Here is a 19884-nt window from a genome sequence, read left to right as displayed (position 1 = left end):
ATCGGGATGACCCCAAGTGAGGCGCCCCACGATTTGTGGGGCGTTTTTTTATCCCTAAGGGTCAATGCCCACTCCCAAGCCGGATCCGTAGTACTGAACGTGCGCTTCTGCACCATTGACCAGGTTTTTTAACCAGTACCGAGCTGGCCAGCCACCTGCGGAGTCAGCGGCCCAGTACCAATAGTCACCCATCGGCCAACGACCACCCCAAGCGTTATGGATTTCCCGCAACTCACCCATTGATGGCAATCGCTTTCCTCGGGCTGCTGCCCTGTCTCTGATCGTGTGCCAGTTTCCGCCGTCCAGTCCCACAACGAATTTTACCCCTGTGACATGAACGTTGTAGCCCTTGGACTGGCTTGCGTTGTCGATGACAGTGATTGTTGCGACTCCATTACCTCTGACAGTCACCAACCCTGAACCGTCTACCGCGGCGACGTTGTTGTTACTCGACGTGTAACGATAGGGAAGAACTCCGCCGCTTGCCGTGTGCTGTACATATGTGCCAGGACCGAAGTTTGGATATGCAGCCCAGTCAGGTATGAGGTAACACCTGCCACTCAATGTCACGCTGCCCGTGTTGAAATGCAACGGCGGAATCGGTGAGATCACAGTGAAGGTTCGCGTATTTGAATCCTGCCCGGTACTCAACGCTTTTACTCTCAGCGAATGTCCGCCCAAACCAACCGACAAGGTAGTGTTCCAGGCGCTGCCCACGGCAGTCACCGTGTGCCTTGGGTTGTTGTTGTCGTAAATCTGGACCTGACGATTCGGTGTAACCGTACCGCGCAGGGTCACCGAAGTGCTTTTGGTTTGCCCGCCATTGCCTATTTCACTGATGCCGTCATGCACAGACGTCAGCGTCGGCGCGATGTGGGCGGCGACGTTAAAGGCTCTCGCCGGGCTCTCTACCGGAACCACGTCATACATGGCCAAGGCAGTCAGGCTGTGCGAGCGGATGGCCAGACCGGTGACAGACGTTGTCCATTGTTTATCGGCATTGACGGTGACCGGCGTACCAACGGGGGCGCCATTGTCGTACATCTGGATCTGCTCGCGCGGGGTGGCTTCGCCTTTGACGGTCACTGCGGTGTCATAGGTCGTTTCGTTCGGTCCCACCGTGCCGACCGAGTCGGTGACCGCGGTAATCGTCGGTGAAATAAAGGCTGCAACTGTAAAGACCCGAGGGGGGCTGGACTCCGGATTGCTGCCGTAATCGCCTCGCGCGGTCAGGCGGTAAGTGCTCAGGTTCAGGCTGCTGAAAACATATTGCCAATCGCCTCTGGCGTTGACACTCACCGTTTCGACGGCCGCACCGGCATTGAGCAGAATGATCTTTTCGTTTGGACTGGCCTTGCCTGTCAGGGTGACGGTCCGGTAGTAGGTCGTACCATTGGCGGCGACTTCACCGCGCAGGTCACTCACACGGGAGATCGTCGGTGTGACCGCTTGCGCCACGACGAAATCCCGCGGCGGACTGGTCGCAGGGTCTATCTCGTACAACGCCTCGGCAGTGAGGCTGTAGCTGCGAACTTGCAGATCGTTGAGGCGGTGGTTCCAGTCACCCTTATCGTCGACGTCAAGGGTAATGAGCGGCTGTTTGTTCTCCAGCAGTTTGACCTGCAGGTTTGGCGTCGCGCTGCCGGCCACCAGCACGCTGTTGTCATAGGTGGTTGCCCCATGGGCGACGTCCCCCCGTGAATCGCTGACCACAAGAATTTCCGGCGTCTGTGCGAATTTCACGTTGAATGTTCGCGGCTCGCTGGACACCGGGTCGGCGTCATAAAGAGCCTTGGCGCTGATGCGGTAAGACTTCTCGGTCAATGGGCCGATCTCGCAGCTCCAGGTGCTGTCGGCGCCCACTGGCGCCGTACCCATTGATGTCGTCGTTCCATCGAACAGCTCAACCGTTTCGCCACGCGTGGCCGTGCCGGTGACGGTGACTTTTTCGTCACGGGTTTTGCCGCCTTCTTCCACCTCGCCCCGCGAGTCTGTCACACCGGTGATGACCGGTTGCACGTAGTCGTAGCGGGTTCTGATGGTCAGGGGCAACTGTGGAAATATGCAGGCAGTGTCCTCGTTTTCACTGCCATCGAATGCCACTTTGCAAATCACCCTGGCGGGCGTGGAGTGGCCCAGTTTCATCAGATCGCTTCTGAGCAAGCTTTCGTTGAGTCCGCTGCTGACTTGGGTCGGGGTTATTTCCTGGCCGGTGATTAGCGGGATCGTATGGGACGCGCCTGAACTTGTTTGTCCTGTCAGGTAGAACCAGAGGCGCTGTTTCAGTGCAATGTACGGCCATATAGTGAGGACAGCTTTTGCATCGCCGCTGAATGTCATCAGATCCAGGACGTTGTTCTGTGCCTGAGGCACATGCGGGTGGGGCAGTTCGTTTTCTGGGTCCTGGAAGTCTGAAACATACAGGTCGAGCATTTGCGAGGGCGTTGTGAGGGTATAGCGGGTTACTTCGTATTCAACCGACACCGTTTTCGCAATATTGGCGCCAACCACTGAAGCGGGTAAATGGAATTGCACGGTGCCAGTGGGACTGCCCGGCAGCTCCAGATCATCAGAGGTTCCCGCGCCGGGCGCTCCTAACCACTTTAAACGGATCTTGTCCCGGTCCGGGTTCATGCTGGAGTAACTGGCGTTGATGTCTACGCCATTCAACCCATCCATTGGGTTGAGCGTCTTGTCGGGTGCCTGTACCACCTCGGGCGGCGGCAATTCGCCGACGAGTTCGCCTATGAGCAAATTGAGCGTGGCCGAGTGCTCGTATTGTTTGTTCGACGCCCGCAACACCGAGTAGCGCACTTTCACATACTGGCCAATGTTGGGCGTCACGAATTCAGCGTCCACCTGAAAACGTACAGGTTGACCTTCAGTCACTGTGGTGATGGGCAGCCAGTCGCTGGTGCTGGCGAAGGGATTGGGACTGCGCCAGTAATACGTAAGAATATCGCCCCTGAGGGTCTTCGCCTCGCTGATATACACATGCACCTTATCGAACACCTTGGACGGGTCCAGCACATCCCCCGGCGGATCGGCCTCTTCGACTTCGGGGGCCGGCAGCGTCGCGCGGACCTTTTCAATCCTGGCCAGCAGCCGCTCCGACTCTCTTATGTCGAGGAGGCCAGGTGCATCGTTTGCCACCACGTAGAACAGGTCGAGCGTGCCGTTTTCAAGCACGTTGATGTGCTCCGCGTCGATGTAGAACGTCACCAGCCCGTCCTTGGCTTCGTTCTCGCTGACGATATGGGAAACCTCATGCAGATAGGTGTCGCCATCGGACTTGATGCCAGACCATCTCAGGCAGATCAGGTCGCCATTTTTCATCGCGTAGCGCACGTCGACCGTAGCGTAAGGCTCGTCCGGTTCGAGGGTATCGCCGATCAGCTCACGAATGTTCGGCTCGGGGAGCATGTTGACGTCGCCCTCTACCCTTGCAAAGGCACGCTTTGAAGACAGCGGGTCGTCCCCGTTTTTTTTGTAGAGAATGTAAGACGCATCGGCGCGCCCTTGGGCGATGGCCCTGATCAACTCATAGGGCACGTTGATGTCCAGCACGGAAGGGATGTTGTCGATGTCGCGGGTTTCACTGCAGATGATCGGTTCACCGTTATTCGGCGGTGTGCCGATGAAGGTCATTTTCACGCTGTCGCCCAAGCCGAAGTACTGGCTGCTGACGAAGATCTGAATAGTCACCGGCTGCTTGTTCAAATCCCTGATGATAATGAAGCCGTTGACGGCTTCCTTGATGATCGGTGAATCCAGGCGCCAGCCCCCGGCGTCCACGTCGATGTAGGTGCGTTTGGAGGGGCGGTCGGCCCAGTTCCAGACTTCGTCATTGATGTCGTACCTGATTTCCCGTTTGAGCCCGTCGCCGGCGCCGAGAATGGCGTCCTGATCAATGTGGATCTCGATCGGCTGCAGACCTTCGGCTTGCTCCGGCGTGATGCGGTGCGCCGGAAGCCGGTATTCGCCCAGCTGTAAACGGACCTTGTCGTTGCGCGTGCAATACACATAATGAGGGACCGTCGCCAGCACGCCCTTTTTGGCCCATTCGGCGTCTATCACACCCTGTTCGACCAGCTCGGGCGGCAGTTGCACGATGTTCAACTCTGAGTGACCGTCGTCATTATTAGGTTCCCTGTCAAAGTTCCCCGGCCTGTACAGTTTGATCAGGACCCGCAAGGATGCCGACGGCGGCTCTGCTTCGGTTTCACCCACTCGGGTCAGCACATAATGGCAATTTTCGACCCAGCCGGACTCTTCAGGCGTCGGCAAGTAGAAGAAAACCCGCTGATTGACCTCGTCGGCCATTACGAAGCGTTCGAGCACTTTCTCGTTGTTCCACCAGATATCCAGCCTGTCCCCCTCGCTCATGGGGCCCAGATAAGGATTGATGACGCACAGCACGCCATCGGGGTCGTCGGTGGTTACCTGGATATTGATCCCGCCATCGCCGTCCTGCACCGGCTCGACCATCCCCGGAATCAGCAGGGGGCGCAGCGCCAGTGTGTTAATGCCTTCGGTGAGGGGAGGGAAGCGGAAGTTCTTGTGAGAAGGCATCAGGCAAGTCCTCTGTAAGCGAATTCAGGCGTTTTCTGGTGACGACCGGTGCAGTCGGACTCGGTGAGAATCAGGTGAGATTCAGGCTTGAGATGGTTGACGACACGGGAATGCACTCCAGCCAGGTGATGGAGCGATTGAACCTGCATTGACGGGTTAGCGCACCTGTCAGATCTGACAGGTGGGTGGGGGTATCCGACGAGTGGTATTAACGGGGTGCCCTGTTTCGCTCTCGTTCAAACACGGTTCAAGGCTTGTGCAGCGTCTTCTGCCGCAAGATATAAACCGTCACCAGCACGGCACTGGTCAACATGAACCCTCGCGCCCAGACCAGCGGCACCAGATAACACGAGAACAGAATGCTCACCCACATCAGCCCGATCGCGTAGACCTTGCCTTTGAGTGGAATGCCGTTGCCTTCGAGGTAGTCGCGAATCCATGGACCCAGCCGTGGATGTTCGACCAGCCAGCGATAGAAGCGCGGAGAGCTGCGCGCGAAGCAGGCCGCGGCGAGCAGGAGGAAGGGGGTGGTGGGCAGGACCGGCAGGAAAATGCCGATTACCCCCAATGCCACGCTGAGCCAGCCGATGGCCAGCAGGACGTAACGCAACATCAGGGGGCGGTTGCCTATGGGGTTGTCCATAGGCCAGGTCTTAGTGGTGGCGTGGCTTGAGGATCGCCGGTTTTTCGTCGGGCGCCTGGCACAGCAGGTACAGCGCGGTCAGGGCTTCCGGAATCTGAACGATCATGTCGTCCATCAGGTTGGCGTCCTTGGCGATGTCTTCAAACTCCGGTTGTTCGTCGAACAGGCCGGAACCGACCATGATCGGCAGGAGCATCTCGCTGACTTCTTCTTCGGCGGTTTCGAACCAGGCCGCTTCGCGCAGGAACACGCCTTCCATGAAACCAATGCACCAGCCGCGCAGTTCGGAATCGTCCGGCTCTTCGCCCAGATCCAGTTCGCACGGCAATTCGAATTCTTCATCCGAGGCCAGTTGACGAGCGATGTGGGCCTTGAGACCGATCAGCGTGGCTTCGATTTCGGCACGCTGGGCTTCGTCGCTGTAATGCGGCTCTTCGGCGAACAGCGCATCGATCCACTCGCGCTCGGGGACGTCTTCGGAGCAGATCGACAGTGCGGTCAGGTAACCGTGGGCGGCGACGTAATCCAGCGCCTCTTCGTGCAGCTCGTCGGCGTCGAGGAAGACTTGCAGGCGGGTCAGTTGCTCAGCGAAGGACATTACGGGGCTACCTTGGGGAATAAACAATGCGGGAATTCTAGGCCTTCTTGCGCGCTCTAGCCAGCCGCTTGGCAGATTTGCCGGTCGCAACACAAAACCCTGTAGGAGTGAGCCTGCTCGCGATGCGGTATACCAGTCACTTCAATGTCCGATGTGCTGACGCGATCGCGAGCAGGCTCACTCCTACAGGGGGCATATGTTGCAAGTCGGGCGATGTCTTCTCAGCGGCACCCTCTGCGGCGAAGGCCTCGGGTATACTGCCGCGTTTTGCGATCCCTGCCGGCGCTGCGCTGGTCATGCAATGTGTTCTTACGTTTTGTTTAAGCAGCCGAGGCTGCTCTGAACCAGCCTGAGCAGGGATGTATCGGTAGATTTTTGGAGTTTTTATGCTCGAACAGGCTCAACGCGTCCTCAAGGACATCTTCGGCTACGACAGTTTCCGTGGCCGTCAGGGTGCGATCATTGAGCGCGTGGCCAGCGGCGGTGATGCGCTGGTGCTGATGCCTACCGGTGGCGGCAAGTCGTTGTGCTTTCAGGTACCGGCGCTGCTGCGCGAAGGCCTGGCCGTAGTGGTATCGCCGTTGATCGCACTGATGGACGATCAGGTCGCAACCCTTGAAGAGCTGGGCGTCGCCGCTGCTGCTCTGAACTCCACGCTGAGCGCCGAGCAACAGCGTGATCTCGCCCTGCGGATCAAGCGCGGCGAAGTGAAAATGCTCTATCTCGCCCCTGAACGCCTGGTGCAGCCGCGCATGCTGGCGTTCCTGCAAAGCCTGGAAATTGCCCTGTTCGCCATCGACGAAGCGCATTGCGTGTCGCAATGGGGCCACGATTTCCGCCGCGAATACCTGCAACTGGGCCAGTTGGCAGAGCTGTTCCCCCACGTTCCGCGCATTGCCCTCACCGCGACCGCCGACAAGCGCACCCGTGAAGAGATCGTAGATCGCCTGCACCTGCAGAACGCCGAACGCTTCCTGTCGAGCTTCGACCGTCCGAATATTTTCTACCGCATCGTCCCGAAGGAGCAGCCGCGCAAGCAGTTGCTGGCATTCCTCGCCGAACGGCGCAGCGACGCCGGCATCGTGTATTGCCTGTCGCGCAAAAAGGTCGAGGAGGTCGCGGCGTTCCTTAGCGAACAGGGCTTCCCGGCGCTGCCGTACCACGCCGGTCTGCCCAACGATCTGCGCGCCTATCACCAGAAGCGCTTCCTCAATGAGGAAGGGCTGATCATGGTCGCCACAGTGGCGTTCGGCATGGGCATCGACAAACCCAACGTGCGCTTTGTCGCGCACCTCGATCTGCCGAAATCCCTTGAGGCGTATTACCAGGAAACCGGGCGTGGCGGCCGTGATGGTCTGCCTGCGGATGCGTGGATGGCCTACGGTCTGCAAGACGTGGTGATGCTCAAGCAAATGCTGCAGAACTCCGAAGGCGACGAACGGCATAAACGTCTGGAGCAGCACAAGCTCGACGCCATGCTCTCGCTGTGTGAAGAGACCCGCTGCCGGCGTCAGGCGTTGCTGGCCTATTTCGATGAGGACATGCCCGAGCCGTGCGGCCATTGCGACAACTGTGTCGACGGTGTGCAGACGTGGGATGCAACAGAGCCAGCGCGCCAGGCCTTGTCGGCGATTTTCCGCACCGGTCAGCGATATGGCGTCGGTCATCTGGTCGACGTGTTGCTGGGCAAGGACAACGAAAAGGTGCGCAGCTTCGGCCATCAGCATTTGTCGGTGTTTGGCGTTGGCAAGGCGTTGAGCGAGAGCGAATGGCGCTCCCTGTTCCGCCAGTTGGTGGCGCGCGGGCTGGCTGATGTCGATCACGAGGGGTATGGCGGTCTGCGCTTGAATGACAGTTGCCGACCATTGCTCAAAGGCGAAGTGAAACTGGAGCTGCGCCGCGACCTGAAACCGCAAGTCACCGCCAAGACCGGCAGCAAGAGCCAGGCCAGCCAACTGGTGCGCGGCGAGGAGCGCGAACAGTGGGAAGCCTTGCGCGCACTACGGCGCAAGCTCGCCGAAGAACACGGCGTACCGCCGTACGTCATCTTTCCCGACTCCACGCTTTTGGAAATGCTGCGGAGCCAGCCGACCTCGCTGGCGGAAATGGCCCGGGTCAGCGGCGTCGGCGCACGCAAGCTCGAACGTTATGGCGAAGCCTTCCTCGAAGTGCTCGGCGGCGAGGCCGAGGCGCCGAAGGTGGTGGCCGATGTCCGTCACGAGCTGATCACCCTGGCGCGCGCCGGCATGACGCCGCTGCAGATCGCCGGGCAGCTGCAGTGCTCGGAGAAGAACGTCTACGCGATGCTCGCCGAAGCCATCGGCAAGCAGCAGTTATCGCTGGAGCAGGCGCTGGATTTGCCAGAAGAGCTGATGGGTGAAGTGCAGGACGCGTTTCTCGATGGCGAGGGCGAGTTGCCGTCCGTCGCCGAAGTCGCCGAATTGTTCGCCGGGCGAGTTCCTGAAGGCGTGCTTTATTGTGTGCGGGCGGCTTTGCAGTCTGAATTCGAGATGTAATCTGGCCCGCCCCCTCACCCCAGCCCTCTCCCCGAGGAGAGGGCTGGGGTGAGGGGTCTGGTGTCATATGTCGACCCGCAAAATCGAGTCGATTATGGATTCAGCACAGCGCTTTGACGTTGGCGAATCTCAAAAGCATCCCCCACTCAGTTCCCTCTCCCTCTGGGAGAGGGCTAGGGTGAGGGGCCTTTGATCTTTGCGCAGTTGTAACGATTCAGTACAGAGCGACTCTTGCCTATAACTGCCACCCATGCTTAGCTGACTAATAATTAGATTTTCCGTATTTTCAGTCTGACCGTGAGTGTTTTATGCCGTTAACCGATCAACATCGCTTTGGTATGCAACTGGCCCAGATGTCCCGTGGCTGGCGTGCCGAACTGGATCGCCGCCTTGCCGGGCTGGGCCTGTCGCAGGCACGCTGGCTGGTACTGCTGCATCTGGCGCGCTTTGAAGAAGCGCCGACCCAGCGCGAACTGGCGCAGAGTGTCGGCGTCGAAGGCCCGACTCTGGCGCGCTTGCTCGATAGTCTGGAAAACCAGGGACTGGTGCAACGCCAGTCGGTGATGGAAGACCGTCGGGCGAAAAAAATCGTTCTCTGCGCACCTGCGCTGCCGCTGATCGAACAAATCGAAACCATTGCCACACAACTGCGCCACGAATTGTTCGAAGGCGTCGACGAGGCGGATTTGAAGGTGTGCATGCGCGTTCACGGGCACATTCTGGCCAATCTGGAAAAATCTTGAGGCACATCCCGACGGCGATTTTTTGAGAGATCGCGCTGAGCCGACTATAAGAACTACTGGGCAATATCGTGTTCGTACCGGATGTGCGAACGCATAGAAACCGGTTTTGCTTATTTAAGGGATGCTCATGCTCGCAAGTCGGCACATGCTGCGCGGGGGCGCCAAATGGCTGCTCGCTGCCGGTGTATTCAGCTATTCGACCTGGTCGATGGCATTGGGGTTGGGCGAAATCACTGTTCACTCAGCCCTCAATCAGCCGTTCAAGGCCGACATCGCACTGGTCGATGTCGGCACGTTCACGCAAAACGATCTCTCGGCCAGCCTGGCGTCGGCGGATGAATTCGGCCGCGCCGGCGTCGAGCGGGTGTTCTTTCTCAACGACCTCAAGTTCACCCCGATCCTGCGTGGCAATCGCCAGATGATCCGGGTGACGTCGGGCAAACCGGTCAACGAACCCTTCCTGAATTTCCTCGTGCAGCTCGATCAGCCCAACGGCCGTCTGCTGCGTGAATACACGGTATTGATCGACCCGCCGGGTTCGCCGGGCATCGTGCCGGCCACCGACGAGCCGGATCCGCGCCCGCAATCCTCCGCTTTTCCGACCGTCGAACCTGTCACCGCACCGGCCCAGGCGCCTCAGGGCAAACGTGCTGAGGCGTCCTTGCCGTCAGCGCCGGCCGCGCCTGCGAATGACGCGCAGGCCGAACAATTGGCGGCCAGCGTGCTGCTGACCCAGCAACTGCAAAAGACCCTCGACGAACAGAACCTCAGACTGCAAGAACAGCAAGTGCAAATAGCCGACGGCAGGAAGCAGGTGGAAGATTTGCAAACCCGTCTGGCCGAATTGCAGAAAGCGCCGCCGCCGGTGGTCGCGCCGGCCCCGACCCCTGTTTCAGCCCCGGTCGAGTCAACCGACGACGGCCTGAACTGGCCACTGCTCGGCGGACTGATAGTGCTGCTGGGCGCGCTGGCCGCTTTGTTCATACGCCGCCGTCAGCAGCGTTCGACCGTCGATGGCACGCCGCTGCCGCTGTTGCCTGTGAGTCCCGACGACGTCGATGAACCCGAACTGCAACATGCCGTTGGTTCGCACGCGGCCGCCGATCATCGCGACGAACCCGCTGCCGGCGACGTGCTGGAGGCCGTGGGGATCTATCTGGCCTACGGCCGACTCAGCGAAGCTGCGGGGTTGCTGCGTGATGCGTTGCACAAGGAACCCGAGCGTACCGATCTTGGTTTGCAGCTCCTTGAAGTACTGGGGCGGCAGGGTGACAGCGCCGCTTTTGAGCTGCAGGAAAACCATCTGCGCGCGCTCGGCGTTGATGATCACGCACTGGTTGAAGCCCGCGCTCGCCATCCAAAACTGGCCGGCGTTGCACCGGCGGCGTTTGCAGCAACGGTAAACGCGCCCGAGCTGCCCGCGGCCCCGGCAGCGACTGTAGCCGCGCCGCTTGCATCGACGCTCAGCGCTCCCGAGGATGATTTCGAATTGAATCTGGGCGAGCTGTCGATGGATTCGAACTGGGATCTCAACGACAGCCGCACTGATTCCGCAGCACCGCCGATCGATGATCCGCAGCTGGGCACCAGCCTGTCAGTGCTGCCGGTCGATTTCGAACTGCCACAGGCTGCGTCTGCCGAAGAAGCCGAGCTTGAATGGATTCCCGAACCCGACGCTCAGCCGCTCGACGATGACTTCCTCAACGAGTTCGGCGATCCCGAGCCGTCACTGGTGTTGCAGCCTCTGGATCTGCAATTGCCCGAGTCCAGCGAAACGGAGGCCGCCGGCAAGCTCGAACAGGCGCAAACCTGCATCGACGACGGCGACATCGACAGTGCGATCGCGCTGCTCAATGAATTGCTCAAGGAAGGGGATGAACCGTTGAAGCAGACAGCGCGGACGTTGTTGGCAGGGATTCGCTAAGTGTCGACGAATAGCGGTTCATCCAAGAGCGCTTTCGCGAGCAGGCTCGCTCCCACAATGAAATTCGCTGTACGTGTGGGAGCGAGCCTGCTCGCGAAGGCGCCAGATCGGCCAACGCCGGTTTCAGGTCAGAACGTCTGCCCCAGATTCAGATAAACCGCCTGCTCATCCGCATCATTCAACCCATAAGTGAAATTCAACGGTCCCAGCGGCGTATCGAAGCCGATGAACACACTCGCGGCATTGATGTAGCCGCTGTCGAACTCATTGTCGTTGTTCCACGCCCGACCGCGTTCCAGTGAAGCGCCGGCGTACAGCGGGAAGTCCAATGGCAGATAGGAGCGTGGTGTCAGGCGCCGGTAATACACAGCGCGCATCAGGCTGACGTTCTGCCCGGACAGCGCGTCCTCACGAAACCCCGACAACTGCCGCGCGCCGCCGAGCAGGAAGCTTGAAGTGACTACGTTGGCATCGTCCAGTGTGCGGCCATAGCGCCCGCCCAGAATCAGTGTGTCGGGACCGTGGCTCATGGCCTTGTCGAACTTCGCTTCCCATTGGCGATAGCGGTTGTCTGAACCCAGACCTGGCTCGAACTGGGCGAACGTCAGGCTGACGTCCTTGCCCTCGTGCGGAAAGTACACGTTGTCCAACGAGTCGTAGGAATACTTCACGGTATAGAAACCTTCGTTGAAGCTCTCGCTCGGCAGATCCTGATCACCGATGCGCACGTCAGCCTTGCCCCAGGCCTGGCCGACACCGAAGCGCACTTCGCCGTTGTTGCCGATCTGCCGACCGAGGTTGAGACCGAAACCGTAACGCTCGACGCGATACTGCGCGATCGGATCATTATCCAGCACCGAGTCAACGTTCTGCGCCTCGAACGACGCGTAGGGCGCGACGAAGTAGCGCGAGCCGACGTCCAGCGGCTGATAGAACTCGCTGTACAGCTCCTGTTTGTCGCCGATCTGCGCGCGGGTCAGCCATTCCGCGCCGAGGCGATTGATGCCGTTGACGCGGTAACTGGCGCCGAGGTTGAAAGCACTGTCGCCGCGCATGTCGTCCGACAAATTGAGGCCGACCCGCAAGTAATCGGTACCGCTGCGCTTGCCGCTGGCGCTGATGACCAGGGTGTGATCCTGGCCTTTGTGCACCACGCGGTAACGCACTTGGTCGAAGTAATCGAGGCCGTACAACGTGCCCATGTCCGAGTGCAGGCGCCCCAGATCCAGCGGTTCGCCGATCGGCTGGCGGATGTAATAGCGAATCACGTCATCATCGACTTTCGAATCGTTCTCGACGCGGATTGCGGTAATGATCGGCGTGCGCTGACCAGGCTGGCGGGCGGCGTTGAGTTCGGCGTCCTGGGTTTGCGCCGGCTTCAGTTGCGCCAGCCGCGCGTCGAGGATTCGCGTGGCGCGGTAGCCGGCATCGATCATCTCCTGAGCCTTGCCGAAATCGGTCCCGCCAAACGCTGCCAGCGCAGGTTGAATCAACACGTCATCGGCATGCAGAGTCGCCAGTTGCTCTTCGGAATTGCGCCGGGTCATCAGGGTGATCGACTGGTTGAGCACATCCACCACCGTGGTCAGCTGCTTGCGGTTGCGCAGCGGCGTGCCGATGTCGACGACGATGGCGATGTCGACGCCCATTTCTCGTGCGACATCCAGCGGGATGTTGTCGGTCATGCCGCCGTCGACCAGCAGGCGCCCGTCGAGCTCGACCGGGGCGAACACCGCCGGGATCGACATGCTGGCGCGGATCACCTGCGGCAGGTGACCTTTACGAAACACCACTTTTTCGCCATTGGCGATGTCGGTGGTCACGGCGCGAAACGGGATCGGCAGCTTGTCGAAGTCGCGGGTGTCGCTGGTGTGGGCCAGCAGGCTTTCCAGCAACAGCGCGAGGTTCTGGCCCTGAATCACGCCCAACGGCAGGCCGAGGCTGCCGTCGTCGCGAAAGCTGAGTTTCTGCTTCACCAGAAAGTCGCGGTCATCCTGCTTGCGCCGAAACGGCACGTCCTCACGCGGCGGCGCGTCGGACAGTGCCGCCTGCCAGTCGATGCCCAGGGCGAGTTTTTCCAGCTCGTCGATCTTGTAACCCGAGGCGTACAGGCCGCCGACCACCGCGCCCATGCTGGTGCCGGCAATCGCATCGATCCTGATGCCTTGTTCTTCCAGCGCCTTGAGCACGCCGATGTGCGCCAGCCCGCGCGCCGCGCCACCGGACAGCACCAGGCCGACTTTCGGTCGTGGCGCGTCACTGGCGTGAACCAGCAGGGGAAGGAAACCAAGCAGCAGGCAGAACAGCAAACGGCGCATTGTGAGTCTCGGGGCAAGCGGTAAAGCCGGCTATTATAGCGGCGCCCTCTGTCTCAGGAGTTTCAGCGATCATGACCGTTGCCAAAGCCGAAGTTGTCATCACTTACTGCACCCAATGCCAGTGGCTGCTGCGCGCGGCGTGGCTGGCCCAGGAACTGCTCAGCACTTTCGCTGAAGACTTGGGCAAAGTGTCATTGGTGCCGGGCACCGGCGGGGTGTTTCACATCACCTGCGCGGGCGTGCAGATCTGGGAGCGCAAGGCCGACGGCGGCTTCCCGGAGGCCAAGGTATTGAAGCAGCGGGTGCGCGATCAGATCGATCCTGAGCGCGACCTCGGCCACAACGAGCGCACTCAGTGAGAAGCTGCCTCGGCAGCGACGGTTTTCCTGTCGCTGCCGCCTGACATCCGCGCCGACACCACGATCGCCACGATGATCAGCGCGCCACCGATGAGCATGCGCAGGGTCGGTGTTTCACTGAACAGCAGCCAGGCGATGGTAATGCCGTAAACCGGCTCCATAGCAAACACCACCGCCGCCGTGCGCGCCTTGATCACTGCCAGGCTGGCGACGAACAGGCTGTGCGCCACGCCCGTGCAGAACACCCCGAGGAGGGCGATCCACAGCCAGTCCAGCGCGCGCACCGCGCTTAGCTGCGGCGCCGCGACCGGCAACAGACACAAGGCCACGACGACGTTCTGACACAACGCTGCCTGCACCGCCGGGATTCGCCCGGAGCTGGCGCGATTGGTCAACGATAATAGGGAAAACAGCAGGCCGGACAGCACGGCCCAGAGCAAGCCGATGGTCGCGCCGCTGCCCAGATCGAACGCCGGGGTCACCAGTACCAGACCGACGCTGACCAAGACCACCAGCACAATTTCATTGGCGCGGATGCGCTCGCGGAAGATCAGCCCTTCGAGAATCACCGTGAACGCCGGGAAACTGGCAAAGCCCAACGTCGCGATGGCCACCCCGGCGACTTTCACCGATACGAAAAAGCTCACCCAGTGCCCGGCCAGCAACACGCCGCTCAGCGCCAGGCGTCGCCAGTCCACCGCTTGCAGCTTTTGCCAGCCGCTCTGGCTGGCGAATCGAGCAAAAAAGGCCAGGGCAAGCACGGCGAAAGCGGCGCGGCCGAACACGATGACCGCCGGCGACGCGGCAGCGAGTTTGCCGAACACACCGGTCAGGCCGAACATCAAAGCGCCGATATGCAGGGCGCCGAGGGCGGTACGCGGAGTCATTGCAATCCTTAATCCAGACACAATTTTCTGTAATCGATCGTTCCCACGCAGGAGCGTGGGAACGATCATCAAAAGAGCGCCAGTCTAAAGGGCTGGCGCCGTCGCGTCTGTCGTCCGATTCGTCAATCAGCTGAAGACAACGGCTGTCACACGACTGACGCGCATCTGTCACGGTCGATTAATGGTGCGCGCGCAAGCTGGCGAAAACATCGCAGAGGGTTGCCCATGACCAGCGCCGAGCTCGCCAGACCCAGTCGCAAACAACGGGTGCGAACCCTGTGGATCTCCGATGTGCACCTGGGCACGCGGGATTGTCAGGCCGAGCATTTGTCGCAATTCCTCAAGGGCTACCACGCCGACAAGATCTATCTGGTCGGGGACATTATCGACGGCTGGAAACTGCGCGGTGGCATGTACTGGCCGCAAGCGCACACCAACGTCATCCGCCGGCTGCTGACCATGAGCAAGCGCGGCACCGAGGTGATTTATGTCACCGGCAACCATGACGAATTTCTGCGGCGCTATTCGAAGCTGATTCTGGGCAATATCCAGTTGGTCGACGAGGCGGTGCATGTCACCGCCGATGGTCGACATTTGCTGGTGATTCACGGCGATCAGTTCGATGTGATCACTCGCTATCACCGCTGGCTGGCCTTTCTCGGTGACTCGGCCTACGAATTCACCCTGACCCTCAACCGTTGGCTCAATCACTGGCGCGCCCGTTATGGCTATGGTTACTGGTCGCTGTCGGCGTATCTGAAGCACAAGGTGAAGACCGCCGTCAGTTTCATCAGCGACTTTGAAGAAGCCATTGCGCACGAATGTGTGAAGCGCGAATTGCATGGCGTGGTCTGCGGACATATCCATCATGCCGAGATCCGCAAGGTCGGCGAGGTGGATTACCTCAATTGCGGCGATTGGGTCGAATCGTGCACGGCGTTGATCGAGCATTGGGACGGCACGATCGAGCTGTATCGGCTGGCGGATGCCCAGGCGCGGGAGGCGGAATTGAAAGCTGCCAAAGTTGCCGAGATCGCCTGAGCGAAAGAGAAACCCTGTGGGAGCGAGCCTGCTCGCGAAGGCGTAGTGTCAGACAAAACTTCTGTGCCTGATACAGCGCTTTCGCGAGCAGGCTCGCTCCCACAGGTGTTTTCAGGCTGGGCTATGTTCTTGCATCGCAGCCTTGTAAATCGAGTTCTTTGGCTGCGCAAACAGCCTTTCCATCATCGGCTCGAAGAAACTCAGCGGCAACGTGTCGTACCCCGGATCAAAAGCCGCCGCGTCGTATTTGGCGCAGAATTCGGCGGTGGCGTGGAACTGCGGATGGTCCTTGAACTGCTCGCGCAGGTGTCGATCCATGCCCAGGTGATGAAAGAAGTAATAGCCCTGAAAGATCCCGTGTCTCTCCACCATCCACAGGTTTTCCGCACTGACGAACGGCCTCAGAATCGCTGCGGCGATGTCTGGATGGTTGTACGAGCCGAGGGTGTCGCCAATGTCATGCAACAGTGCACAGACCACGTATTCCTCATCACGCCCGTCGCGAAAGGCACGGGTCGCGGTTTGCAGCGAGTGGGTCAGGCGATCCACCGGGAAACCGCCGAAGTCGCCTTCGAGCAGTTGCAAATGCGCGAGGATCCGCGACGGCAGTTGCTTGGCATAGGCACTGAAATCGGCGGCGATGATCGCCCAGTCTTCCTCGGTGCCGTCCTGCATATGGGTGAAGCGAGCATGGGCATTCATTGGCAGACCCTCATTCAAAACGTCACGCGACCGAGAATCATGTCGCGGTACATGACGAAATCGCCGAGCAGGCTGTACAGCGGGTGCTGAAAGGTCGCCGGGCGGTTCTTCTCGAAAAAGAAATGGCCGATCCAGGCAAAGCTGTAACCGGCCAGCGGCAACGCCAGCAACAGCAGCCACGCGCCCTTGGCGATGCTCAGGGCGAGAATGAAGATGACCAGAGAGGTGCCGATGAAATGCAGGCGACGGCAGGTGCTGTTGCTGTGCTCGGCGAGGTAATACGGGTAGAACTCGGCGAAGCTGTTGAACCGCTTGATGTTTTCCACGACCGCTATCTCTGTGGTGATTATTCTGGCGACAAGTTGTTCGGCGGGGAGCTTATTTGAGTCTAGAGTGATCATTGGCGTGGGCCAGTGACAATCGGCGCCACTTTAGTATCCTTCGCAAATAGGGCGGTCACCTGCAGCCCGTCATGTAAAAGAATAACAACCATGAGCGAACGAACGACCTCTGCAAGCTGGGCGATGGGGATAGTCAAAGCACTGGAAATGGACGGCCTGGATTGCCGGGTTCTGTTCAAGCAACTGGGGCTGGATTTCAGTGCCCTCGACGATCCGGATGCGCGTTTCCCGCAGGACTCCATGACCCGGCTCTGGCAGCGCGCGGTGGAGGTCTCCGGCAACCCGGCGATCGGCCTGAACATGGGCAAGGTGGTGCGCCCGGCCTCGTTTCATGTCGCCGGCTACGCGCTGATGTCGAGCAATACGCTGGCTGAAGGCTTCCAGCGCCTGGTGCGCTATCAACGCATCATTGCCGAAAGCGCCGACCTGAGTTTTCGCCTGCTCGATGAGGGGTACGCGCTGATCCTCACCGTGCACGGCGATCATCTGCCGCCGACCCGGCAGAGTGCCGAAGCGTCACTGGCTTGCGCGCTGGCGTTGTGCGGCTGGCTGACCGGGCGTCCGCTGCATCCGCTCAAAGTGCTGATCCAGGGCAATCAGCCTGCCAATCTGCAACCTTACAAAGAAGCCTTCCACGCGCCATTGGTGTTCGACGCGCCTTACGATGCGTTGATCTTCGAACGTGCCGATATGGAGGCGCCGCTGCCAACCGCCAACGAAGCCATGGCGCTGTTGCATGACCGGTTTGCCGGGGAGTATCTGGCGCGTTTTTCCGAGAGTCGCGTGACACATCGGGCGCGGCAGGTGCTGTGCCGCTTGCTGCCTCAGGGCGAGCCCAAACGCGACACAGTGGCGCAGACCTTGCACCTGTCGCAGCGTACTTTGCAGCGTCGTTTGCAGGAGGAGGGCACCAGTTTCCAGCAGTTGCTCGATGACACTCGCCGCGAACTCGCCGAGCAGTATCTGGCGCAACCGAGCATGACCCTGTTGGAGATTGCTTACCTGTTGGGCTTTGCCGATCCGAGCAATTTCTTCCGCGCTTTCCGTCGCTGGTTCGACACCACGCCCGGCGACTACCGGGCGCGGTTGCTACAGGCACCGAGCCCGGTCAGTGACGCCAGAACGCCGGAATACACAGCACAAACACAGTAATGATCTCCAGTCGGCCGAGCAGCATGCCGAACGACAGAATCCACTTGGCCGCATCCGGCAGGGTGGCGAAGTTGCCCGCCGGGCCGATGGTTTCGCCCAGGCCCGGACCGACACCAGACACCGTGCTGGCGGCACCGGTCAGCGCGGTCATCCAGTCGACACCCAAGAGCGACAGCAGCAGGGCGATCACGCAGATGGTGATAGCGAAGAAAAACGAGAAGGTCAGGATCGAGCGGACGATTTCTTCGTCGAGGCGGTGACCGTTGTACTTCTGCTTGATCACTGCGCGCGGGTGGATCAGCTGATTAAGGTTGGCCTTGAGCAGGATGTAGGCGACCTGGAAACGGAAAATCTTGATTCCGCCTGCCGTCGAGCCGGAACAGCCGCCGACAAAGCCCAGATAGAAAAACAGCATCAGCGAGAAGTTGCCCCACAGGCTGTAGTCACCCAGGGCAAAACCGGTGGTGGTGACCACCGAGGTCACGTTCAGCGCCACATGCCGCAGTGCTTCCAGCCAATGCAGCTTGGTGGTCCACCAGTACCAGGTGCCGAGCACCAGCCAGGTCACCAGCAACATCGCCAGTAAACCCTGCACCTGTTGATCACGGATCAACGCCTTGCGATTGCCGCGCAGCGTGGCGACGTACAGGGTGAACGGCAGGCTGCCGAGAATCATGATGACGATCGCCACCCAGTGCACCGCCGGTTGCGTCCACTTCGCCAGCGACTGGTCGGAGGTCGAAAAACCACCGGTGGAAATCGCCGACATTGCGTGGTTGATCGCATCGAACGGACTCATCCCGGCCCACCAGAACGCCAGGCTGCCGAGAATGGTGATGCCGACATAGGCCGCCACGATCAGCCGCGCCACCATGTGCGAACGCGGCATGACCTTTTCCGAGCGGTCGGAAGATTCGGTCTGGAACAGGCGCATGCCACCGATGCGCAGCAGCGGCAGAATCGCCACCGCCATACCGATAAAGCCGATGCCGCCGATCCAGTGCAGCATCGAGCGCCACATCAGGATGCCCGGGGACATGCTGTCCAGATGATTGAGCACGGTGGAACCGGTGGCGGTAATGCCGGACATGCTTTCGAAAAACGAGTCGGTGTAGCTGATGTGCTGGGTCAGCAGAAACGGCAGCGCAGCGAAAATGCACACCACCAACCAGCTGCTGACCGTCAGCAGATACATGTCCCGCGGGCGCAGATGCACGTGTTCCGGTCGACCGGGAATCACCAGCGCGAGGCCGGCGACGAAGGTGATCATGCTCGCCCAGAGAAAGGACGGCAGGTCGCTGGTGCGCTCGAAAATCACCAGCGTGGCCATCGGCACGACCATCGCCACAGCCAGGGTGATCAGGAAAATGCCGATGATGAAACCAATGGTCCGTAAGGTCGGCAACGCCATGAAATCCGCTCGGGCTGGTGGAAGAAGGGCGCCATTCTACCTGCGGGGCAAGGCATGTAAACCGGCAGGCGTTGTGCAGTTGCAGCTAGAATAGCCGCACATTTTTCAAAGGAGGTGGCCGATGCAGGCTCTCGACGCGTTGCTCAACCGTGTTTCCGTACCCCGACTGGTCGAACCGGCCCCCACTGCCGAGCAGCGCGAAGCCCTGTTCGGCGCAGCGTTGCGCGCCCCGGATCACGGGCATCTGCAGCCGTACCGCTTTTTGACCGTCGAAGGCGCGGCACGTGAGCAAATGGGCGAGCTGCTGGCCGAGGCGGCCCGCCAGCAGGGCGGCGAAGTCACTGAAGCGATGATCGACAAGGCCCGCAATGGCCCGTTGCGCGCGCCGCTGGTGGTTGTGGTGATCGCGAAACTGCAGGAACACGTGAAATATCCGAAGGCTGAGCAATTGCTCACGGCGGGCTGCGCCGCCCACGGCATTCTGCTGGCGGCGTATGCACAGGGGATTGGTGCGGTGTGACCAACGCCAGACCGACAAGGCCGAGCAGGTCTTGAAAGTCGTGGTGCCGGTGCTGCCGCGCATCAGCAATCACACCGACTTCGACCCGCTGCGTCTG

Annotated in this window: 14 protein-coding genes and 2 pseudogenes; 8 read left to right on the top strand and 8 right to left on the bottom strand. The window is 60.2% G+C overall.

Features of this window, described 5'->3' with window-relative positions; all coding sequences use genetic code 11:
* Nucleotides 1-54 precede the first annotated feature (54 nt).
* The 3 genes from DCO47_RS27290 to DCO47_RS10705 all read right to left on the bottom strand — a co-directional run bounded on the left by DCO47_RS27290 (nucleotide 55) and on the right by DCO47_RS10705 (nucleotide 5813).
* A complete protein-coding gene (locus DCO47_RS27290) occupies nucleotides 55-4572 on the bottom strand; it encodes an Ig-like domain-containing protein (RefSeq protein ID WP_256590133.1) in 4518 nt (1505 codons plus the stop codon).
* 247 nt (nucleotides 4573-4819) lie between these two features.
* Nucleotides 4820-5215, bottom strand: coding sequence for a YbaN family protein (locus tag DCO47_RS10710; RefSeq protein WP_042607481.1), 396 nt, complete (start codon nucleotides 5213-5215; stop codon nucleotides 4820-4822).
* A 10-nt stretch (nucleotides 5216-5225) separates the two neighbouring features.
* Nucleotides 5226-5813, bottom strand: coding sequence for a YecA family protein (locus tag DCO47_RS10705; RefSeq protein WP_042607482.1), 588 nt, complete (start codon nucleotides 5811-5813; stop codon nucleotides 5226-5228).
* 386 nt (nucleotides 5814-6199) lie between these two features.
* Between DCO47_RS10705 and recQ the strand changes: the two genes are divergently transcribed.
* The 3 genes from recQ (at nucleotide 6200) to DCO47_RS10690 (ending at nucleotide 10996) form a co-directional block, all read left to right on the top strand.
* Nucleotides 6200-8329, top strand: a complete 2130-nt coding sequence (gene recQ / locus DCO47_RS10700; RefSeq protein WP_064362088.1) for a DNA helicase RecQ — start codon at nucleotides 6200-6202, stop codon at nucleotides 8327-8329.
* Nucleotides 8330-8637: 308 nt separating this feature from the next.
* Nucleotides 8638-9072, top strand: coding sequence for a MarR family transcriptional regulator (locus DCO47_RS10695; RefSeq protein ID WP_016771142.1), 435 nt, complete (start codon nucleotides 8638-8640; stop codon nucleotides 9070-9072).
* A 127-nt stretch (nucleotides 9073-9199) separates the two neighbouring features.
* On the top strand, nucleotides 9200-10996 hold the full coding sequence (locus DCO47_RS10690) for a FimV/HubP family polar landmark protein (RefSeq protein ID WP_116658064.1): 1797 nt from the start codon (nucleotides 9200-9202) through the stop codon (nucleotides 10994-10996).
* 128 nt (nucleotides 10997-11124) lie between these two features.
* On the opposite strand, the gene DCO47_RS10685 is transcribed toward DCO47_RS10690, so the two are convergent.
* The gene (locus tag DCO47_RS10685) at nucleotides 11125-13314 is read right to left on the bottom strand and encodes a patatin-like phospholipase family protein (RefSeq protein ID WP_042607485.1); all 2190 of its coding nucleotides are present in this window, start codon (nucleotides 13312-13314) and stop codon (nucleotides 11125-11127) included.
* A 71-nt stretch (nucleotides 13315-13385) separates the two neighbouring features.
* Between DCO47_RS10685 and DCO47_RS10680 the strand changes: the two genes are divergently transcribed.
* Complete coding sequence (locus DCO47_RS10680) at nucleotides 13386-13673, top strand: SelT/SelW/SelH family protein (RefSeq protein ID WP_116658063.1); 288 nt, start codon at nucleotides 13386-13388, stop codon at nucleotides 13671-13673.
* Here DCO47_RS10680 and DCO47_RS10675 read toward each other — a convergent pair.
* Entirely contained in the window at nucleotides 13667-14560 is an 894-nt protein-coding gene (locus DCO47_RS10675; protein ID WP_042607487.1) for a DMT family transporter, read from the bottom strand. The genes DCO47_RS10680 and DCO47_RS10675 overlap by 7 nt on opposite strands.
* Before the next feature lie 225 nt (nucleotides 14561-14785).
* On the opposite strand from DCO47_RS10675, the gene DCO47_RS10670 reads away from it, so the two are divergent.
* Nucleotides 14786-15601, top strand: a complete 816-nt coding sequence (locus DCO47_RS10670; protein ID WP_025110572.1) for a UDP-2,3-diacylglucosamine diphosphatase — start codon at nucleotides 14786-14788, stop codon at nucleotides 15599-15601.
* A gap of 111 nt (nucleotides 15602-15712) precedes the next feature.
* On the opposite strand, the gene DCO47_RS10665 is transcribed toward DCO47_RS10670, so the two are convergent.
* Nucleotides 15713-16303: an HD domain-containing protein gene (locus DCO47_RS10665; protein WP_116658062.1), complete on the bottom strand. Its 591-nt coding sequence runs from the start codon at nucleotides 16301-16303 to the stop codon at nucleotides 15713-15715.
* Nucleotides 16304-16317: 14 nt separating this feature from the next.
* On the bottom strand, nucleotides 16318-16629 hold the full coding sequence (locus tag DCO47_RS10660; RefSeq protein ID WP_116658061.1) for a DUF962 domain-containing protein: 312 nt from the start codon (nucleotides 16627-16629) through the stop codon (nucleotides 16318-16320).
* A gap of 165 nt (nucleotides 16630-16794) precedes the next feature.
* Here DCO47_RS10660 and DCO47_RS10655 point away from each other — a divergent pair, with 165 nt between their 5' ends.
* Entirely contained in the window at nucleotides 16795-17856 is a 1062-nt protein-coding gene (locus DCO47_RS10655; RefSeq protein WP_218279817.1) for an AraC family transcriptional regulator, read from the top strand.
* Here the strand turns inward: DCO47_RS10655 and DCO47_RS10650 are convergent.
* Complete coding sequence (locus DCO47_RS10650) at nucleotides 17813-19267, bottom strand: TrkH family potassium uptake protein (protein WP_042607491.1); 1455 nt, start codon at nucleotides 19265-19267, stop codon at nucleotides 17813-17815. The two genes, DCO47_RS10655 and DCO47_RS10650, sit on opposite strands and share 44 nt — an antisense overlap.
* A gap of 121 nt (nucleotides 19268-19388) precedes the next feature.
* On the opposite strand from DCO47_RS10650, the pseudogene DCO47_RS10645 reads away from it, so the two are divergent.
* Together DCO47_RS10645 and DCO47_RS27285 are read left to right on the top strand one after the other, a co-directional pair.
* Nucleotides 19389-19784, top strand: a pseudogene (locus tag DCO47_RS10645) (nitroreductase family protein); the annotation flags it as partial.
* A gap of 1 nt (nucleotide 19785) precedes the next feature.
* Nucleotides 19786-19884: pseudogene (locus DCO47_RS27285) on the top strand (hypothetical protein); the annotation flags it as partial.

The organism is Pseudomonas sp. NDM, assembly GCF_003105095.1.
Lineage (GTDB): Bacteria > Pseudomonadota > Gammaproteobacteria > Pseudomonadales > Pseudomonadaceae > Aquipseudomonas > Aquipseudomonas moraviensis_A.
This window is presented reverse-complemented; position numbering and strand designations above follow the sequence as displayed.